Source organism: Bacillus sp. ZY-1-1 (genome assembly GCF_003047165.1).
Classification (GTDB): Bacteria; Bacillota; Bacilli; order Bacillales; family Bacillaceae; genus Bacillus; species Bacillus velezensis.
The window spans coordinates 3,461,147-3,477,549 of the sequence record NZ_CP027061.1; the positions used below are offsets into that span (position 1 = coordinate 3,461,147).

Below are 16,403 nucleotides of genomic sequence, written 5' to 3' on the forward strand. Positions count from 1 at the left end.
AGGTCACCCGCTTTTATTTTGATTGTATCGCTCCGTTTTGTACCACTTGACTTCCTGCTTGAACAATCGGTGCTTGATCTCTGTGAATAATGACCAGATGACGAGCACGATCCAAGCCTGAGAGTATGTAAAGTACATCAGAAATACGATAAAGAAGTTTTGTTTGTTCATTTCTGTTTTTTCAATGCTTAAAGTAATCATGACCTCAGTCATAAACAGGAAAAAGGCCAGTATCCACAAAATCATCGCCAAAAACCCGACTGTCAGATGCAGGTCGTAAAAAAGATTGATGATAAAAATCGTGTTTGACATGATCACACCGAAGAAAAACAAAAAATACGTAAAAAAGAAATAAAACAGATCGAAGATGATCCGCTTGCGTTTCAGCTTGAAAAATTGGGATAAAAACTTAAGAACGACGTACTGGTTGCCGCGCGCCCATCTTGTCCGCTGACGCCACCAGACCTTCCATGTCTCAGGCTCCTGCTCCCATGTCACAGCCGCCGGGAAAAAGCGGATATGATAGCCGAGATTATACACGCGGATGGTCAGCTCGGTATCCTCCGCCAGCGCCTTATCATCCCAGCCGCCGAGCTGTTCGATAATGCTCCGCCTGATCGCGAAGTTCGTTCCCGGGATGGTGGCGATTTTGAACCATTTCCATCTGCCGCCCTGCGCCATCCACTGAAAACAGATGGTTTCAATATTGATAAACTTCGTCAGGATCGTTTTCGCCGCATTGATAACACGGAATTTCCCGACAACCGCTCCCGCTTTCTCATCATTCATCAGACCGAGAACCAGGTAGTACACCGCCATTTTTTCCGGCGTATTGTCCGCATCATACACGCAGATCACGTCTCCGTTCGATTCCGCGAACCCTGAGTTCAGCGCCGAAGATTTTCCTTTTCCGGCGTTCGGGGGCTTTGTGATGACCATTTTAATGAAGTCATACTGACGGGAAAATTCATTGACGATGTCTCCCGTCCGGTCGGAGGAATTATCATTAACGACAATGATCTCAAGCCTGTCTTTCGGATAATACAGGTTCACCATCGCCTTCAGCGTCTGCCTGATGACGACCTCCTCGTTATGCGCGGGGATGAGCACGCTGACCTTCGGGAGCTCCCCCATCTTTGCGCGCCATTTCGGAATGTTCCGTTCGAAGGTCATATAATGCCTGAATCCGCCCTGCATCAGAAACATGTGATAGAGAAGCATCACCCATATTAAACTTAATGAGATAAAAAACAGAATGTTACTCAAGGCTTCTTCTCTCCTTAAAGATTCGTTTTTTTAATGTGGCGCGCAAATAAAGGACGTAGCAGGCGAACATGATGATAAACAATAACACCACGCCGGAGAGAATCCAAAGCGCTTTTTCAAGAGGCGTCTGCTGGTGATGATTGAAAAAGGCCGTTACCGGATGAATCTTGTTTTCCACATGAATGGTTCCGTCTCCGTCCGTTTTGATCCTGACGCTGTCCGACGTTACCGTTTGCTTCGTTTTCTTCAGATCGAGCCACTCGCCGCCGGGAATCCGCTCCATCTGATTGACGAGCTCGGGAAGGTATTTCATGCCGAGATACGGATGGTAGAAACCGCCCGCCGTTCCGCCGCCGAAATCAATCATCTGAGAAATATGATTCTCCATATCTCCGAGCGGATTTTCCTTTGAGTTATCGGCATAACCGATTGTTTCAGGGTACAGCGTCATCCCGTCCAGCATAGCCGGCTTTGAGACGAACGGAGGGGCGCCCGAGGTTTTCCACGTCGCGCCGCTGAGCTGCACTTGTCCGAAAATGCTGGAGAAATAAGAAGATGCGATTTTGTAGCCTTCTTCAGACATCGTGTAGTGCGGCGCTTCGAATGACAGCGGGTAAAGGCCGAGCTCTGTCAGATCGTCAATCGCCTGCTCCAGCTTCGTTCTCGTGTAGATGTTTTCTTTTTCACGGAAAGGCTTCACATACGCCCGGTACGCTTTTTCATTCGGAAAATCCTGTTCCTTTTCAAGCTTGACCGGAGTATCATCCGCATTTTCTGACGTAATCGGCTGATCCGCTTTGGCATCCCAAAATTCAAAGCCTTCTCCCGTTTCGCTGTATCGGTATGCGTGCGTGTAGCCGTGAATAATGATGCTTCCGCCCATTTGCTGAAGTTTTTTCAGGACGCGGACCATTTTCGGCTTGTCCGCCAGGTATACTTTTTCTCCGTTTTCCGGATTGAGATAGACCGGAATGACCGCCAGAATAAACGGAATGTGTCTTTTATGCAGATAAGCGCCCGCTTCGTAAAGCAATGTTTCATCTGACATCGGACTGATGTCTTCAAGCCGCAAATAAAGGAGGGTGCCGCCCTGTGATTCTCCGAATGCGCTGCGCAGCGATTTCGCCGTCAGAAACGAATCATTTAACAGGCTCGTCACACCGAAATAATAGTCAGAGCGCGCCGTTTTCCACATAAAAGGGCGGGTGCTGCCGTCACCGGACCGGTATGTATAAAGGGACTTTCCTTTTACTCCCGATACGCCGAGCACGGACATCCCTTTTTCAAGCGGCATGTCTGTTTTTTCTTTTTTGCCGTAAATGCGGTATACCGTTTCTTTTTCTGTCAGGGACAACCCCGCAAATTGGCGGAACTGTCCGGCGTTATAGCCGATGCTGATAAGCTGCTGCGGCATGCTGCTGATCAGTGACACAAATGATGTGCTGAGCTTTTTTTTCGTGACGCCGTAATAGATGACGCGCCGATTCTTTTTGAAGTCCGCGGCTGTGATGTCTCCGTCGCTTTTCACAGTGACGGCGGATGAGAAATGGCCCGCGGTCAGATCAAGCATTTTGACCTCAGCGGTTTCTTTGCCGTCCGTGCTTGTATAAATAATGAGAATACCGTCCTTTTTGTCTTTTGCTTCCGCCGGACGGGGAACATAAACGGCCGAAATCATGAAAAGCGCCGAGAGTAAGAGACGTATCCATTTAGAGTTCATTCATCATCATCTCGTTTTCCAGTTCATTTAAAAATTGCTCGGCCGTTTGTAAATCCTTTCGGTACGCCAAGTAACATACACGGAAGGTGATGGAGACGTATTTACCGTTTTGCAGCCGGTACGTATCCAATTCCTTTTTCAGCTTCGCCAGAACGGCCGGCATGTTTTCTTCAGGCGTATGGGTCAGCACGATGCCGAACCGTTCGGCGGACGGCCTGAATTTTTTGTCTGTTTCCCGAACGCTTGACCGGATTTGGCGGCTGATAAACGCCAGCAGCCGATCGGTCTCTTTTTCTCCGTACAGGGATTTGAATTCCTTGAAATAATGCATGTGCAGCAGCAAAAAGACGAAGGAATTGCCGTAGCGTTCCGCCCGCTTGATTTCCTCGGAAAGCTCCAGCTTCATCCGCAGATGGTTGTCAAAGCCGGTCACCCTGTCGACGGCGACAAAGCTCGTAATCTCTTCACGCAGCTGTTTCACTGAGCGTTCAAGCCCCTTCGCCAACTCGTGAATCCTTCCCGCTATGTAAGAAAAGAGCAGCAGCGCAATCCCCCAAATGACCAGCACCTGCAGACTTTCGGCATCGGCAGACGCCATAAAGCTCCCGGTCTGAAACCACAGGAGCAGGCTGCCGAGAACAAATAAGACGAGTAAGGTCATGACGAGCGCGTAGATTGCCCCGAACCATATACCGGCTCCCGCAACAAGCAATGTGATGCAGGTTATCAGAAGCCCTGCGGATTGCTGAGACGCATAGTAAATAAAAAAAGACAGCAGCACCAGCATAACTGCTGTGTAGCTGCACAGTTTTTGTGATTCATTGAATGATATTTTCATTAAACAATTTCCTTTCAGCCAGAAGCGGCAGCAGGTTATCGAAAGAATGTGTATCGCTCCCGCTCATATAGCCGCCGTAATCGGGTTTCAGCGTGTCCAGTGTTTCAAATGAAGTCATTCTTTCATAAAGCGGCTTGATGACAGCCGGATCAGCTTTTTGTTCTGCTAAAAAAAGAACGGCCAGGGCGTAAACGGACGGTGATTCGTACTGAACCGCCGGCTCCTTCGTGTCTGCGCTGTATCGTCCGTACAGCTGTCCGCGCGACTTAAATTCCTCTATCATCCATTTTGACAGCGCGGCAGCCTTGCCATCGCCCCGCTTCAGATTCACGGCGGCGTACAGCTGGTCGATGACATTCACTTCGCTGTCATATTTGTATTCCTTTGTTTCGGTATTGAATGATTTCGGCAGAAAACCATTTTTCAGGGGCGCATGATTGAGAACATCAAAGTTCCGGTTTTCCGTTTTCTCATCGATAATCCCTTTTTCTCTGAGCATCTGTAAGGCGCCGGGGTCAACATAGGACAAGGTCACGGTCTTTGATGCGGCATTTGAAGCGGCATCATAATAATCCGTAAAATACCCGTCATTTGTATTGTATTTTTCCAGCGCCTTCCCGATCTGCACCGCTGTTTTCCCGTATTCACTGTTTCCCCACAGGGTTCCGGCCTCATTCAGACAGTTCATGATTCTGAAATCGTCAATTAAGGCATTGGTGCCGCTCGCTTTATTCCCGTCAATCTTCCACGACACGAGCCCGTTTTTCGTCAGAAACGAATCGGTGAGAAGCTGATATTGCGCTTGAAACTGCCGCTCATCTTTCCTGTTCAGCAAAAATGCCATCCATAGTCCGAGAGACTCAGATAAATATTCCGGCTCACCGGATATGTTCGTCCGGATCATCCCCCGCCCGTTCATCAATTTATGATAAATAAAATGCTCTGCGGGCTGAAGCGGTCCGGACGGTTCGGCCGCCGTCTGTTTTTCAGTGCCGGCCTCCGCGCACCCCGCCGTCAGAACGATCGAAATCAAAAGGATCATCAGACGAAAAACGAATTGCTTCACAGTCCATCCTCCTATTTTACAAATCCTTTTTTAGACCCATATCTTATTTTTTCACAAAGTATTTTTACTATAAAGGAAACGATAAAAGAATACTAGCATTTTTTCACATTGGAAAATTTTAAATGGAAGCGCCGCCTCTCACCTTTTCCCTCTTCACATGGATCGTATTCCCATTACAGTAAAAAACACAACAAAAGGCAGCATTTCTTTACAAATGCTGCCTTTCTCTGATCTATTTATCCAGGCCGAGTTTTTTCAGCTGTTCTGCCAGCGCGTTGTTCATCGGCTCCTCTTTGTTTTGGCTTTTCATATAAGAGTTAATGTCCCGCTTGGATGCGCGTCCGGATTTATCTTTCGCCTTCCGCTTTTCAAAGACGGACAGTTTCTCCCGGTGGCCGCATACACATGCGAAGGTTTGGCCTTCGCCCTGGCCGCGAAGCTCCATTTTCTTATGACAGTTCGGACAGCGGGCGTTTGTTTTTCTTGCCAGCGTTTTCCGGCTGCCGCACTCACGATCCTGACATACGAGCATCGTGCCGCGTTTGCCGTTGACTTTAAGCATCATTTTGCCGCAATCAGGGCAGGCGGTGCCTGAAATGTTGTCATGTCTGAAAGTCTGGCTGCTGTTTTTGATCTCCTTCACCGTTTTGCCCGCATATGTTTTCATGTCTTTAATGAACACGGCGGATTTCAGTTTGCCCGCTGCGATGGCGGAGAGCTTTTGCTCCCACTCAGCGGTTAAGGCCGGCGATTTTAAATCTTCCGGGACGAGCTGTAAGAGCTGCTTCCCTTTTGACGTAATGAAAATATCTTTTTCTTTTTTCTCGATCAAGAAACTGTTGAACAGTTTTTCAATGATATCAGCGCGGGTGGCGACTGTTCCGAGTCCGCCGGTTTCACCCAATGTTTTCACAAGGTTCTTCTCTTCTCCCTGCATAAAGGCGCTTGGGTTCTCCATCGCGGATAACAGCGTGCCTTCATTAAAGCGCGCCGGCGGTTTCGTCTGACCGCTCGTTTCTTTCAATGATGAGACAGTGAGGCGCTGCCCCTGCTGAAGATCCGGGAGCGTCTGGTCTTTGTCTTCCTCATGATCGTCGTCATCCTCGTACATATCATACACGGCTTTCCAGCCAGGCGATTGAACCGTTTTCCCTTTTGCGGTAAATGTTTCGCCGCCGATATCGGCTGTGACCTTTGTTTCTTCGTATTCGAACGCCGGCATTAACACGGCGAGAAAACGTTTGGCAATCAGATCGTAAAGCTTTCGTTCTTTGTCGCTGAGGCTTGAAAGGATCAGCGGCTCCTCTGTCGGAATGATGGCATGGTGATCCGATACTTTCTCATCATTGACGAATCCTTTATGCGCTTTGACGCCCCGCTTCAGTATTTGATTGACGTACTGGGCGTACGGCTTAACTTCCATACCGTTTAAACGGTCTTTTAAAGTCGGCACGATGTCTGCGGAAAGGAATCTGGAATCCGTCCGCGGGTAAGTGACAAGCTTATGCTGTTCATACAGCTTTTGAAGCACGGACAGCGTCTCTTTTGCGGAGAAACCGAAGCGCTTATGAGCGTCCCGCTGCAATTCCGTCAAGTCGTAAAGACCGGGAGCGAAGCTTTTTTTCGCCGTTTTTTTCAATTCTGAAATGACTGCCGGCTTTCCTTGCAGGTCTTTTGCCAAACGGCCGGTCACCGTCTGATCGAACGTTCTTGTCTGTTTTGTTTTTTTATCCTGCCATGTCAGCGTCATCTGATCAGCCGCCGCGCGGAGACCGTAATAAGGAACGGGTTTGAACGCCTGAATATCCGCTTCGCGTTTGGCGATCATCGCCAGTGTCGGAGTCTGGACGCGTCCGCATGACAGCTGCGCGTTAAATTTCGTGGTCAGGGCGCGGGTCGCGTTGATGCCGACGATCCAATCCGCTTCCGCTCTGGCAACAGCGGAATGATACAGGTTTTCGTACTCTTTGCCGCTGCGGAGCTTTTGAAATCCTTCTTTAATCGCCTTATCCGTCACAGAGGAAATCCACAGCCGCTTAATCGGTTTGCGGACGTTTGCCTTTTCGATAATCCAGCGGGCCACAAGTTCCCCTTCCCGTCCTGCGTCTGTAGCGATTACGATCTGGCTGACGTCTTTCCGGACAAGCTGAGCTTTGACCGCATTGAACTGTTTTCCTGTTTTTTTAATGACGACGAGCTTTAAAGGCTCCGGAATAATCGGAAGATCCTCAAGCCGCCATGATTGAAATTCTTTGCCGTATCCTTCAGGGTCAGCGAGCGTTACCAGATGCCCGAGCGCCCATGTGACGATGTAGCGGTCGCCTTCAAGATATCCGTTTCCTTTTTTATGACACTTCAGAACGCGGGCCAAGTCCCGGCCGACTGAAGGTTTTTCAGCTAATACAACTGTTTTTGACATGCTTTTCACTTCTCTTTCTTTCACACTCATCCTGTTATTATAACAGACTTCCTCACGCTCTCTCTAATCGAGGACGTTTTTTGTGTCAATTTCTGAGAAAATGACGTGGGTCACGGTTTGGGCATACGGAGAGGTGCGGTTGATGAAGTGTTCGATCGTTTCCAGACTGTCCGCGTTAATCTTCAGCATATAACACGCCGCCCCGGCGACCCGAAAACAAAATTCAATGTTGGGAATGGATTGAATGTAGGTTTTGAATTGATCATATTTTCCGTTTTTCACCGTCGCTTCGACAATGCAGGAGACGGGGAGCCCGATCTTTTTTTGATCAATGTCCAATGTATAGCGCTTAATAACGCCGAAGGATTCAAGCTGTCTGACACGCTCTGTGACGGACGGGGCTGACAATTTGATTTTTCTGCCCAGCTCCCGCATGGACAGGCGGCTGTCCCGCTGCAGCTCTTTAATGATGCTCAGATCCACATTATCTAGTTTCATGACTGTAGTCCTTCCTTACCCTTTTGGCTATATTATCAAGAGAAATCCGAAAAATGACAAGAACAACAGGCAGAAATCATGAAGGTTTTTTCAGGAACTGACGCGAAATGGTCATATTAGGACTGCCCTTTGCTTATAGTATAGAGGAAAAAAGATGTCCGACAGGAGGGAGCTGTATGTTACACACGCCGATCGGCAGACTTCGCACGATGGGGTTTATTGAAGGAATGTCGCTTTTGGTGCTGCTGTTTATCGCGATGCCGCTGAAGTATTGGGCTCATCATCCGCTCGCCGTCACCATTGCCGGTTCCATTCACGGCGGTTTGTTTATCATTTATCTGGCGGTGCTGGCGTATGCGGCGTTTACTGTCAAATGGCATGTGAAATGGTCAGCCGCCGGTTTTATCGCGGCCTTTATTCCGTTCGGTAATTTTATTTATGATCGCGGCCTGAGAAATTATCAATAAAAAAGCTCCTCTTCTGCAGAGGAGCTTTTTTCATGCGTTACATCCATTTCGTCACCCAGGCGATATAATAAGCGCCGGGGATGAATACAAGCTGGGCGAGAAGCGTGCCCGCGACCCTTGATGTGACCATCGTCAATGAGGTCCATTTTAAGGAGACGTAGCTGCGCTTGCCCTTCGCCACATCGTCTGCCAGTACGGAGACTTTCGGGTCAACAAACACGGCCAGCAGCATAGTCGCAACGCCGTTGATTAAGCCTGATGCCATAACGGCCGTCGTGCTGTGCTCAGGCGCCAGAAGGCCGGCGTACAGAGCGGACAGAACACCGATCGTGTAAATAGACGTAATGACCATATTAATGACAAACAAGCGTTTCGGAATCATTCGGAATTGAAGCCCCTTTAAATAGGAGACTGACGGCAGTCTGATATAAGAACGCGCATGCTTCAGCCCGTTCAGTGAAAATCCTTTTTTAAATACCTGCATGACGGAGCCTCCTCCGTCCGCCAAGTGTATAATCGCCCTGGAGAATAACGCGACGAATGTCGGCAAAAGACAGATGCCGAGCATCGTTCCGACCGTGGAGCCGAATATTAAAAATCGAAACTGAGCGCCCACAACAGACAGAGCGTTTGATCCGGCGGCATCAATCAGATGTCCGGTAAACGGCTGCTGAACCATGTTTGACATGCGCGACACAATAACCATGACATTAAATAATGACAGCGCGGACGCGATAAATCCGACTCTCGCGCCGGAAAGCCGTGTTGCATAGGCAAGCGTTTCAATCGAATGTATCAGCAGCAGAAAACAGAAGATAAACAGTACTTGTGAAGTAATAACGTGCAATGTATGATTCCTCCAAATCTTTTCATACTGATTAGACTCTGCAGACTGCGGCAAGGTTTCGGCCGTTTACATAAAAAAACCGCCCGGATGTCCGGCGCGGTTTTGTCTTATTCTTTTCTTACGCAAATAAATAATATATGGTTGCCCGCCTTAGCCTGCGGGTGATTCGTATTAACAGTTCCGACAGAATCATTCTTCGAAAGTAAACACCATGGAAGTTCTTGAACACAAGACAACGAAAGCCCTACCTCTCAATCGTCACTGCGGCTCCGAAGCCGCGCCGGTGTGAATTGTAAAACAAAAAGTCTTTTTTCCATCTCTTCGTTAGGGGCGAATATCAGAAGGAAAAGAATAAGCTCAGCTTTTTTTCAAGCTGTCCGTTGAAGCCTGAAGCTTCTATATCAAAACAGAAAAAAGAAGTTTACTTTCTTTTTTATTTGCATGTTGTCACTTAGCAGTTAAGTATAACAGATTGCCCCTGAATAATCAAATGATTTATTAAAGTTCCAGCTCGGCCGGCGTTTTTTCACCCGCATTCATGAGCTTGATCTGCTTCGGTTCAATTTCAAGAATCACCAGGGTCGGGTCGTCTTTTCCGTCAAACCAGCGTTCCAGTTTCGGATCCCACAGCTTTTCTTTTAAATCTGCTGAGTTGTTCAGTTTGGCGGTTCCGGCCACTTCCACATAAGCGTCACCGAATCCTTCACAGTCATACCCTAACAGAATATGAACATTCGGATTGTTTTCAATTTCTTCCGCTTTATGAGTGTCTTTGCTCGTCGGCGTGTAAATCGTTAAGCCGTCATGGAAAAATGTCATGTAGCGTGAATGCGGTTTGCCTTGCTCTACCGTCGCAAGCGAACCGACTTTATGATGATCCAGTACTTCAAGCACTTTTTCTTTGATTTCATTTTGATTCATGAAGAATCACTCCTTTTTAACGTCTCCGCTGTTACTTTTCCACATTGGGGAGACATTTAAACCAAGAAATGTGCTCTTCTGCCGATCTTCGCTCCATTCCCGCTTCAGCATGCTGTAGTTCACCGTGTCATGATAGGCGCCCTGTACAAAAATGCCTTCTCTCGTCAGTCCTTCTTTCTGAAATCCGAGCCGTTCCGCCACCGCCCTGCTTTTCGTGTTTTTTTCAGCCGCGCTGATCATGATGCGGTTCAGCCCGAGGTCCTGAAATGCATGGGTGGTGACCGCCCGGCAGCTTGCGGTGATAATGCCGAATCCTTCATGCTCTCGATCCAGCCAGTAGCCGATCTCTGCTTTTTGATTGACTGTATCGACATTATGGATGCTGATCATGCCGCAAAACCGGCCCTTCACAAAAATTCCGGCGTCAAACCCATTCTCTTCCGCATATTTATAGCGCCATTCGGGGATGATCACATCGCGGTACGTATCGATGTCAGCCAGTTCTTCCGCCCAGCTGAGCCATTCGCTGAGATGGTTTTGATTTCGCTTCATAACAGAATACAATTCGTCCGTATCTTCTTTGGCAAGCAATCTGATCGTCAGATGTTCCCGGATTTGACAGGAAAACACGACCGCACCTTCTTTCCTTTATTAGCCATTATACAGGTAAATTTATTTTTTTCCATACAAAAAAGATGAGGCGTGCAGCCTCATCCTTAAATGCGCGGGTCGGTGAAAACATCGTGATCATCCGTGCTTGTCGATGACATTTCCGTAACGACCGCCCCTTCTTCTCCCGCTTGAAACCAATGCTTCGTATCCGGCGGAATGGTGTATTGTCCGCCCGGCTCAAGCACAATCTCATGCCAGACGGTGTAGTATTCCTTGTCTTCTTCCGGCGGGAGGACGCTTGGGTTCTCTGTCTTTTCGCCTTCCACGTAGAGATACACCTTCCCCCAGCGGCAGCGGAATGTCTCTTGTTTTCCCTTCTCGCCGCCGACCGGCGGATGGCGGTGTTCCGGACACGTCTGGCGCGGGAAGAGCACCAATTCTTTCGAACAGTAGCGGTCGGTATTCACGTAAATAAACAGCTGAAGTCCGGTTTCCTCAAGCTTGCCTAAGCCGTAATCCATGATTTGAATGTCTTCGACTTCATCATCAGTCAGAACGATTCCCGCTTTTTGATAGTATGCATTCACGTCATGTTTCGATATCGTCATCGGTCAGCCTCCTTATGTGGTCACAAATCTGCCGCCGTTGACATGCAGCGTCTGTCCGGTCATATAAGAGGATTCGTCTGAGGCCAAGAGCACATAGCAGCCGACATGCTCAACAGGCTGGCCTGCCCGGCCCATCGGCGTATCCTGACCGAAGGAAGCGACTGTTTCTTCTGAGAATGTCGCCGGAATAAGCGGTGTCCAGATCGGCCCCGGCGCCACGGCGTTGACACGGATACCATCGTTGACGAGCGCTTGCGCCATGGATCTCGTAAAACCGTTAATCGCGCCTTTCGTAGCCGTGTAGTCAATCAGCTGCGGGTTGCCTGTGTAAGGATTAATGGATGTCGTATTGATGATCGCGCTGCCCGGCTTCATGTAATCAATCGCTTTTTTAGTCAAATAAAATTGTGAGTAAAAGTTTGTCTTAAAGGTTCTGTGAAGCTGCTCGCTTGTGATGTCTTTAATGCTTTCTTTCGGATGCTGTTCCGCGGCGTTATTCACGAGAATATCAAGACGCCCGAATTCTTCAACCGTTTTTTCAACGGCTTCATTGCAAAAGTCTTCCTCACCGACATCGCCGGGGATTAACAGACATTTTACGCCTTCTTCTTCCACTCGTTTTTTTGTATCTTCCGCATCATCGTGTTCATCAAAATAGACGATCGCGACATTTGCGCCTTCCTTCGCGTAAGCAACCGCAACGGCGCGTCCGATACCGCTGTCGCCCCCTGTGATGAGCGCGGTTTTCCCTTTTAATTTGTCAGCGCCTTTATATTCTTTGTATTCGTAAACAGGCGCCGGATTCATTTCGTTTTCAATGCCCGGCTGGCGGTTTTGTGATTCCGCCGGGAATTCCTTCGGATAGTTTTCCATGTCAAGTTCCTCCTTCTGGTTCGTTGTCATATTTCTTGTCTACCTCTGCTGTCTTCCGGATAAACATGATTGAGACAGTTCAAAACGTTTTCGGAGAAAAATGTTTCACATGGAACGCAAGAAAAAAACCCGGCTGGCAGCCGGGTTTTTGTTCTCTATTATGAACGTACCGCTTGTTTGCGGAGCACGTCTTTTCTCACTTTTCCAAGGTTGTTTTTCGGAAGTTCGCTGACGAACTCAATGTCCGGAATTTTAAAGGCAGCAAGACGTTCTTGAAGGAATCGGGTCACTTCTTCTTCTGTCAGGTCTTCTCTGCCGTTTGTCACGATGAACGCTTTCGGCTTTTCGCCGTAGAGCGGATCAGGGATACCGACAACCGCTGTTTCGAGAATTCCCGGCACTTGCTGAATGACTTCTTCAATCTGGTCAGGATAAATATTATCGCCGCCGTAGATGATGACATCTTTATAACGTCCGGTGATAAAGATAAATCCGTCTTCATCCACATAGCCGGAATCGCCGGTATGGAACCAGCCGTCTTTCAGCACTTTTCGTGTCGCTTCTTCGTTACCTTCGTAGCCTTTGAATAAAAACGGACTTGTCACAACGACTTCTCCGATTGAGCCTTGCGGAAGGACTTCACCTGTTTCCGGATCTACAACGCGGACGTCCACTTCTTCCATCGGTTTACCCGCGGAAGCGGCTTTATCCATTCCCATTTGCGGATTCCAAGAGCTGATGCCCCACGCTTCCGTGCTTCCGTATCCGTGCATGAGCGGGATGCCGATGTCGAGATACTGCTGGATCAGGCTGCTTGGCACCTTTGTGCCTCCCGTCATCATATAAACGATAGAAGACATGTCAGTCTGGTGCGTTTCCCATGCTTTCAGCAGGTATGTGAAATAGACTGGCAGCGCCATGATGGTTTGAATTTTTTCTTTTTCGATGAGCTTCAAGTTTTCCACAGGGTCCTGATTGTCTGTCATAATGAATGTCGTTCCGCTCATCGTGCCGACCATCTGGCAGATAATCGCGCTCGTATGGTAATTCGGATGGCATGCTAAGAAGCGGACATGCTGCATTCTCCCCGTGTAAGCCAATGTCGCGTTTACGTAGTTGTATATGCCGCCGTGAGTGATCATGCAGCGTTTCGGATTGCCGGTTGTACCTGAGGTAAACATCAGCAATGCCGTATCGTTTTCAGACACCGTTTCGACATCCGGTGTATCACCGGAGCCTGTCAATAAAGCGTCAAACTCAGGCGTTGTCTCCGCAGCTGCTCCTGTCTCGACCTTCAGTTTAAGAGAAGATACCAGCGCAGGAAGCACTTCTTCCATAATCTCTTTAAATTCAGTGCCGAAAAAGACAGCTTTCGGTTCACAGGCTGCTAAAATGCCTTTCATTTCGTAAGGTGTTAATTGCCAGCTGACCGGCACAACAACCGCGCCGATTTCGAGTGCCGCAAACATGACAATGGATGACGCGTGGCCGTTTTTGCAAAGCATCGCCACTCTGTCGCCTTTTTTTATTCCTTTATCAAGAAGCGCTTGTGCAAGCTGATTGATTCGTTTTCGATATTCCGCGTAGGTCAGGGTATGCGCACCGCTTTTTACAGCTTCGATCTCTTCGCTATTTGAAATGTCATGCAGAATCATATGCTGTAATGTCTCCATATTTTCATCTCCCATAATCATAAATCACAAAAAACTCTGTCAGATTTTCTTCCTCACGCAACCCATTTTAAACCAAAAAATATAACTTGTAAAACAATTTTGTTTTAGAACTATTCCATTCGTGAATGATACAATAGTCCCATGTTTTTAGTTTCTTCCCTTCCCCTTACCCTCATACATGCAGAAAAAAACACACCCCATATGAGGTGTGCGCTTTCTGTTTACCGCTGTCCTTTCTCCTGAATGAAATGATAAAACAGCTTGTTTAAACGTTTGTATAAATCGGCTTCATCCTCCGTCTGGAAGGCTTTTATACTGTCTTCGGACTCGATGATGGCCGAGCTGACCGCACTTAGTATTTCCGACCCTTCAGCGGGCATATCAGCCGGCGCCATCATCACCAAAGCGCGGCCGACGGTCAGGGAATTTCCGTCCATGCCTTTGACACTGCATGGAGCCGTCAAATCATAAATTTTGAAAAAAGGCGTGACAATTTCTTCATTTTTGAGATGGTACAGCGCCATCGCCGTTCCCGGAATGCCGAGTCCGCCCTGTCGTTCACGCTCTGCAAGGCGCTGTGCGGTTTGTTTGGCATTACGGACAAATCCTTCTTGCTCAAGCATGGCAAACAAACGATTCAAAAACAGTTCGTACGCCGTGTTTGACTCAATGGATTTGATCGAAAAGTTCCGCAGCACGCTTTGGATAACCGCCGCATAATGTGCCATACGGCCGGCCGCTTCCAGCATATCAGGCGTCTCCGGCTGCTTCTCTTCTCTTTTACCGTTTCTTTTTTTGTCAAGAATCAGCGGAATTTTTCTTTTGATGTACTGCTTCACCTGATCAGCGTCTTCTTCGTTTAAAAGCGGACTGACCATGACGTAATCAATGTTTCCATACGGGATCGGAACGGTGGATACGATCATGTCATACGCGGTGATGTCTCGGTCCTTCAGTTCGATGAGGGAAGACATATCAAAGGAACGGATTTCCGGAAGCTCCTTTTTCAGTCTGGATGCGAGCATTTTGGACGACCCGATGCCGCTGGAACAGACGATCAGCGCTTTGATCTTCGCTTCTTCCCGTTTGATTTCCAGAGCGGAGCCGAAGTGAAGAACGATGAAAGCGATCTCATCATCAGAGAAAAGAAGCCCCGGAAAGAATTTTTCCATTCCTTCTTCTACGGCCATGTACAGCAGAAAGTAGTCGCGTTTAATTTGCTCGGTCATCGGGTTGTACATGTCGATATTTTCTTTCACCCGGTTGATCGCAGGCTCCAGATGGGCGATTAAACCGTCGTATAAAGAACCGTTTTCCGTCAGATCAATTTTGATTTTTTCAGAAATGAAGCCGATCAGCTGCTTCGTTTGCAAGGCCGTTTCAACTTCAATGTTTTCCGGTTTGAATTCCGTTTTGTATTGGCGGTTGGCGCTCCGCAAATGAATGGTGATATAACCGATCTCAGCTTCCGGAATTGAAACGCCGAACGCTTTTTCAAGCTCTTTTGCCATTTCCATCGCAGAGCCGTACTCCTTCGTCTGCTGCAGCGCTTTTAGTTCCGAAGCCTCCATCGTGATGGTTTCTCCGAGTCTGATTCGGTCCATCGCAAAGGTTAAATGAACCGCAAGCGCCATGTATGAGCTGTCAGATAAGGCGATCGCGATTTTTTCCTTGAGCTGAATCAAGAGCCGGTCCATTTTCAAAAGTTCCGCTTTATTTACGACGCCGAACATTTTTTCAGCATCGTCAGGTTTTCCTTTAATATTGAATTCAACCGCTTCCAAAAAGCTCTGAATATCAAGCCGGTTGACGATGAGATTGCCGACGATTTTCCGTTTCGCATTTTCCGGACCCGTCAGCTGAATGCCGAAGCCCCTTTTTCGGATCAGCGTCAAGCCGAAGGGCGCGATCCAGGTCTCCAGCTCATCCAGATCATAACTGATTGTCGCGTTTGTCACTTGCAGTTCGTTCGCCAGACTGTAGAGCTTGATCGGCTCTTGCGACTCTAATAGTGAACATAGAATTAAAAGTTTCCGCTCCTCAGCGCTGTATTCATGCTGTTCATAGGACAGGTCTGACAGGAGTTTTTGTTTGTCCTCCGGGTTTCCTACCGCTTTCAGTCCTTTGCCGGGCTGTTTATCAAGTGCCAGACCGAATGATTCCATCATCGGTTTGATTGTTTTTAACTCGCGGTGAACGGTTCTTGTGCTGACTTGTAAAGCTTCTGCCAGTTCATGCACTGTCTCGTAACGGTTCTGCAATAATAGATGTTTCATTAATTTTTGTTCTCTCGCTGTCATATACATGAAACGCGCCTCCAGATTTTCTAGTTGTGAGAAGTATGGCATATGGGGAGTGCTGCCGGGGAAAGTGATGTAAATTATAATATAAAACGCTTTCAATGATTATTCAACCATTTTCAAATGGCAATTTGGCACTGGGCCGTGTGACAGTATTGAAAAAGAAAAATGTGTCAGATAATATGCCATGACGCTTGTTACTCTTGATCCGCACGGCTATACTTCAAAGTGACCTTACTTGTTTTTAGACATTGCACACCACATAAACAAACGCCCGGAAGATACCTTCCGGGCG

General features: G+C 47.9%; 14 protein-coding genes. 1 reads left to right on the forward strand and 13 read right to left on the reverse strand.

All coding sequences use genetic code 11. The features are described from left to right. Positions 1 to 3 precede the first annotated feature (3 nt). From C5I45_RS17380 to C5I45_RS17405, 6 genes are all read right to left on the reverse strand, one after another. On the reverse strand, positions 4 to 1,266 hold the full coding sequence (locus C5I45_RS17380) for a glycosyltransferase family 2 protein (RefSeq protein ID WP_003156256.1): 1,263 nt from the start codon (positions 1,264 to 1,266) through the stop codon (positions 4 to 6). Continuing rightward, positions 1,259 to 2,986, reverse strand: a complete 1,728-nt coding sequence (locus C5I45_RS17385; protein ID WP_043866842.1) for a DUF2334 domain-containing protein — start codon at positions 2,984 to 2,986, stop codon at positions 1,259 to 1,261. The genes C5I45_RS17380 and C5I45_RS17385 overlap by 8 nt, the downstream gene beginning before the upstream one ends. Then, positions 2,976 to 3,824, reverse strand: coding sequence for a diguanylate cyclase domain-containing protein (locus C5I45_RS17390; RefSeq protein WP_014304365.1), 849 nt, complete (start codon positions 3,822 to 3,824; stop codon positions 2,976 to 2,978). Before C5I45_RS17390 ends, C5I45_RS17385 begins: the two co-directional genes overlap by 11 nt. Next, on the reverse strand, positions 3,805 to 4,890 hold the full coding sequence (locus C5I45_RS17395; protein WP_015388695.1) for a hypothetical protein: 1,086 nt from the start codon (positions 4,888 to 4,890) through the stop codon (positions 3,805 to 3,807). The genes C5I45_RS17390 and C5I45_RS17395 overlap by 20 nt, the downstream gene beginning before the upstream one ends. A gap of 232 nt (positions 4,891 to 5,122) precedes the next feature. Then, a complete protein-coding gene (locus tag C5I45_RS17400) occupies positions 5,123 to 7,309 on the reverse strand; it encodes a DNA topoisomerase III (RefSeq protein WP_024084897.1) in 2,187 nt (728 codons plus the stop codon). Positions 7,310 to 7,372: 63 nt separating this feature from the next. After that, complete coding sequence (locus C5I45_RS17405) at positions 7,373 to 7,807, reverse strand: transcriptional regulator LrpC (protein ID WP_003156263.1); 435 nt, start codon at positions 7,805 to 7,807, stop codon at positions 7,373 to 7,375. Positions 7,808 to 7,983: 176 nt separating this feature from the next. Between C5I45_RS17405 and C5I45_RS17410 the strand changes: the two genes are divergently transcribed. Then, the gene (locus C5I45_RS17410; RefSeq protein ID WP_003156265.1) at positions 7,984 to 8,274 is read left to right on the forward strand and encodes a DUF3817 domain-containing protein; all 291 of its coding nucleotides are present in this window, start codon (positions 7,984 to 7,986) and stop codon (positions 8,272 to 8,274) included. A gap of 37 nt (positions 8,275 to 8,311) precedes the next feature. Here the strand turns inward: C5I45_RS17410 and C5I45_RS17415 are convergent, their stop codons facing one another. The 7 genes from C5I45_RS17415 to C5I45_RS17445 all read right to left on the reverse strand — a co-directional run bounded on the left by C5I45_RS17415 (position 8,312) and on the right by C5I45_RS17445 (position 16,114). Continuing rightward, positions 8,312 to 9,121: a lipid II flippase Amj gene (locus tag C5I45_RS17415; protein ID WP_014304362.1), complete on the reverse strand. Its 810-nt coding sequence runs from the start codon at positions 9,119 to 9,121 to the stop codon at positions 8,312 to 8,314. A gap of 498 nt (positions 9,122 to 9,619) precedes the next feature. Further along, on the reverse strand, positions 9,620 to 10,042 hold the full coding sequence (locus C5I45_RS17420) for a pyridoxamine 5'-phosphate oxidase family protein (protein WP_025853749.1): 423 nt from the start codon (positions 10,040 to 10,042) through the stop codon (positions 9,620 to 9,622). A 6-nt stretch (positions 10,043 to 10,048) separates the two neighbouring features. Further along, entirely contained in the window at positions 10,049 to 10,672 is a 624-nt protein-coding gene (locus C5I45_RS17425; RefSeq protein ID WP_025853750.1) for a GNAT family N-acetyltransferase, read from the reverse strand. A gap of 86 nt (positions 10,673 to 10,758) precedes the next feature. Next, positions 10,759 to 11,262, reverse strand: coding sequence for a D-lyxose/D-mannose family sugar isomerase (locus C5I45_RS17430; protein WP_014304360.1), 504 nt, complete (start codon positions 11,260 to 11,262; stop codon positions 10,759 to 10,761). Between the two features lie 12 nt (positions 11,263 to 11,274). Further along, positions 11,275 to 12,135, reverse strand: a complete 861-nt coding sequence (locus tag C5I45_RS17435) for an SDR family oxidoreductase (RefSeq protein WP_017419250.1) — start codon at positions 12,133 to 12,135, stop codon at positions 11,275 to 11,277. A 158-nt stretch (positions 12,136 to 12,293) separates the two neighbouring features. Then, entirely contained in the window at positions 12,294 to 13,808 is a 1,515-nt protein-coding gene (locus tag C5I45_RS17440; RefSeq protein WP_025853751.1) for a class I adenylate-forming enzyme family protein, read from the reverse strand. 221 nt (positions 13,809 to 14,029) lie between these two features. Next, a complete protein-coding gene (locus C5I45_RS17445) occupies positions 14,030 to 16,114 on the reverse strand; it encodes a BglG family transcription antiterminator (protein WP_003156277.1) in 2,085 nt (694 codons plus the stop codon). Between the last annotated feature and the right edge of the window lie 289 nt (positions 16,115 to 16,403).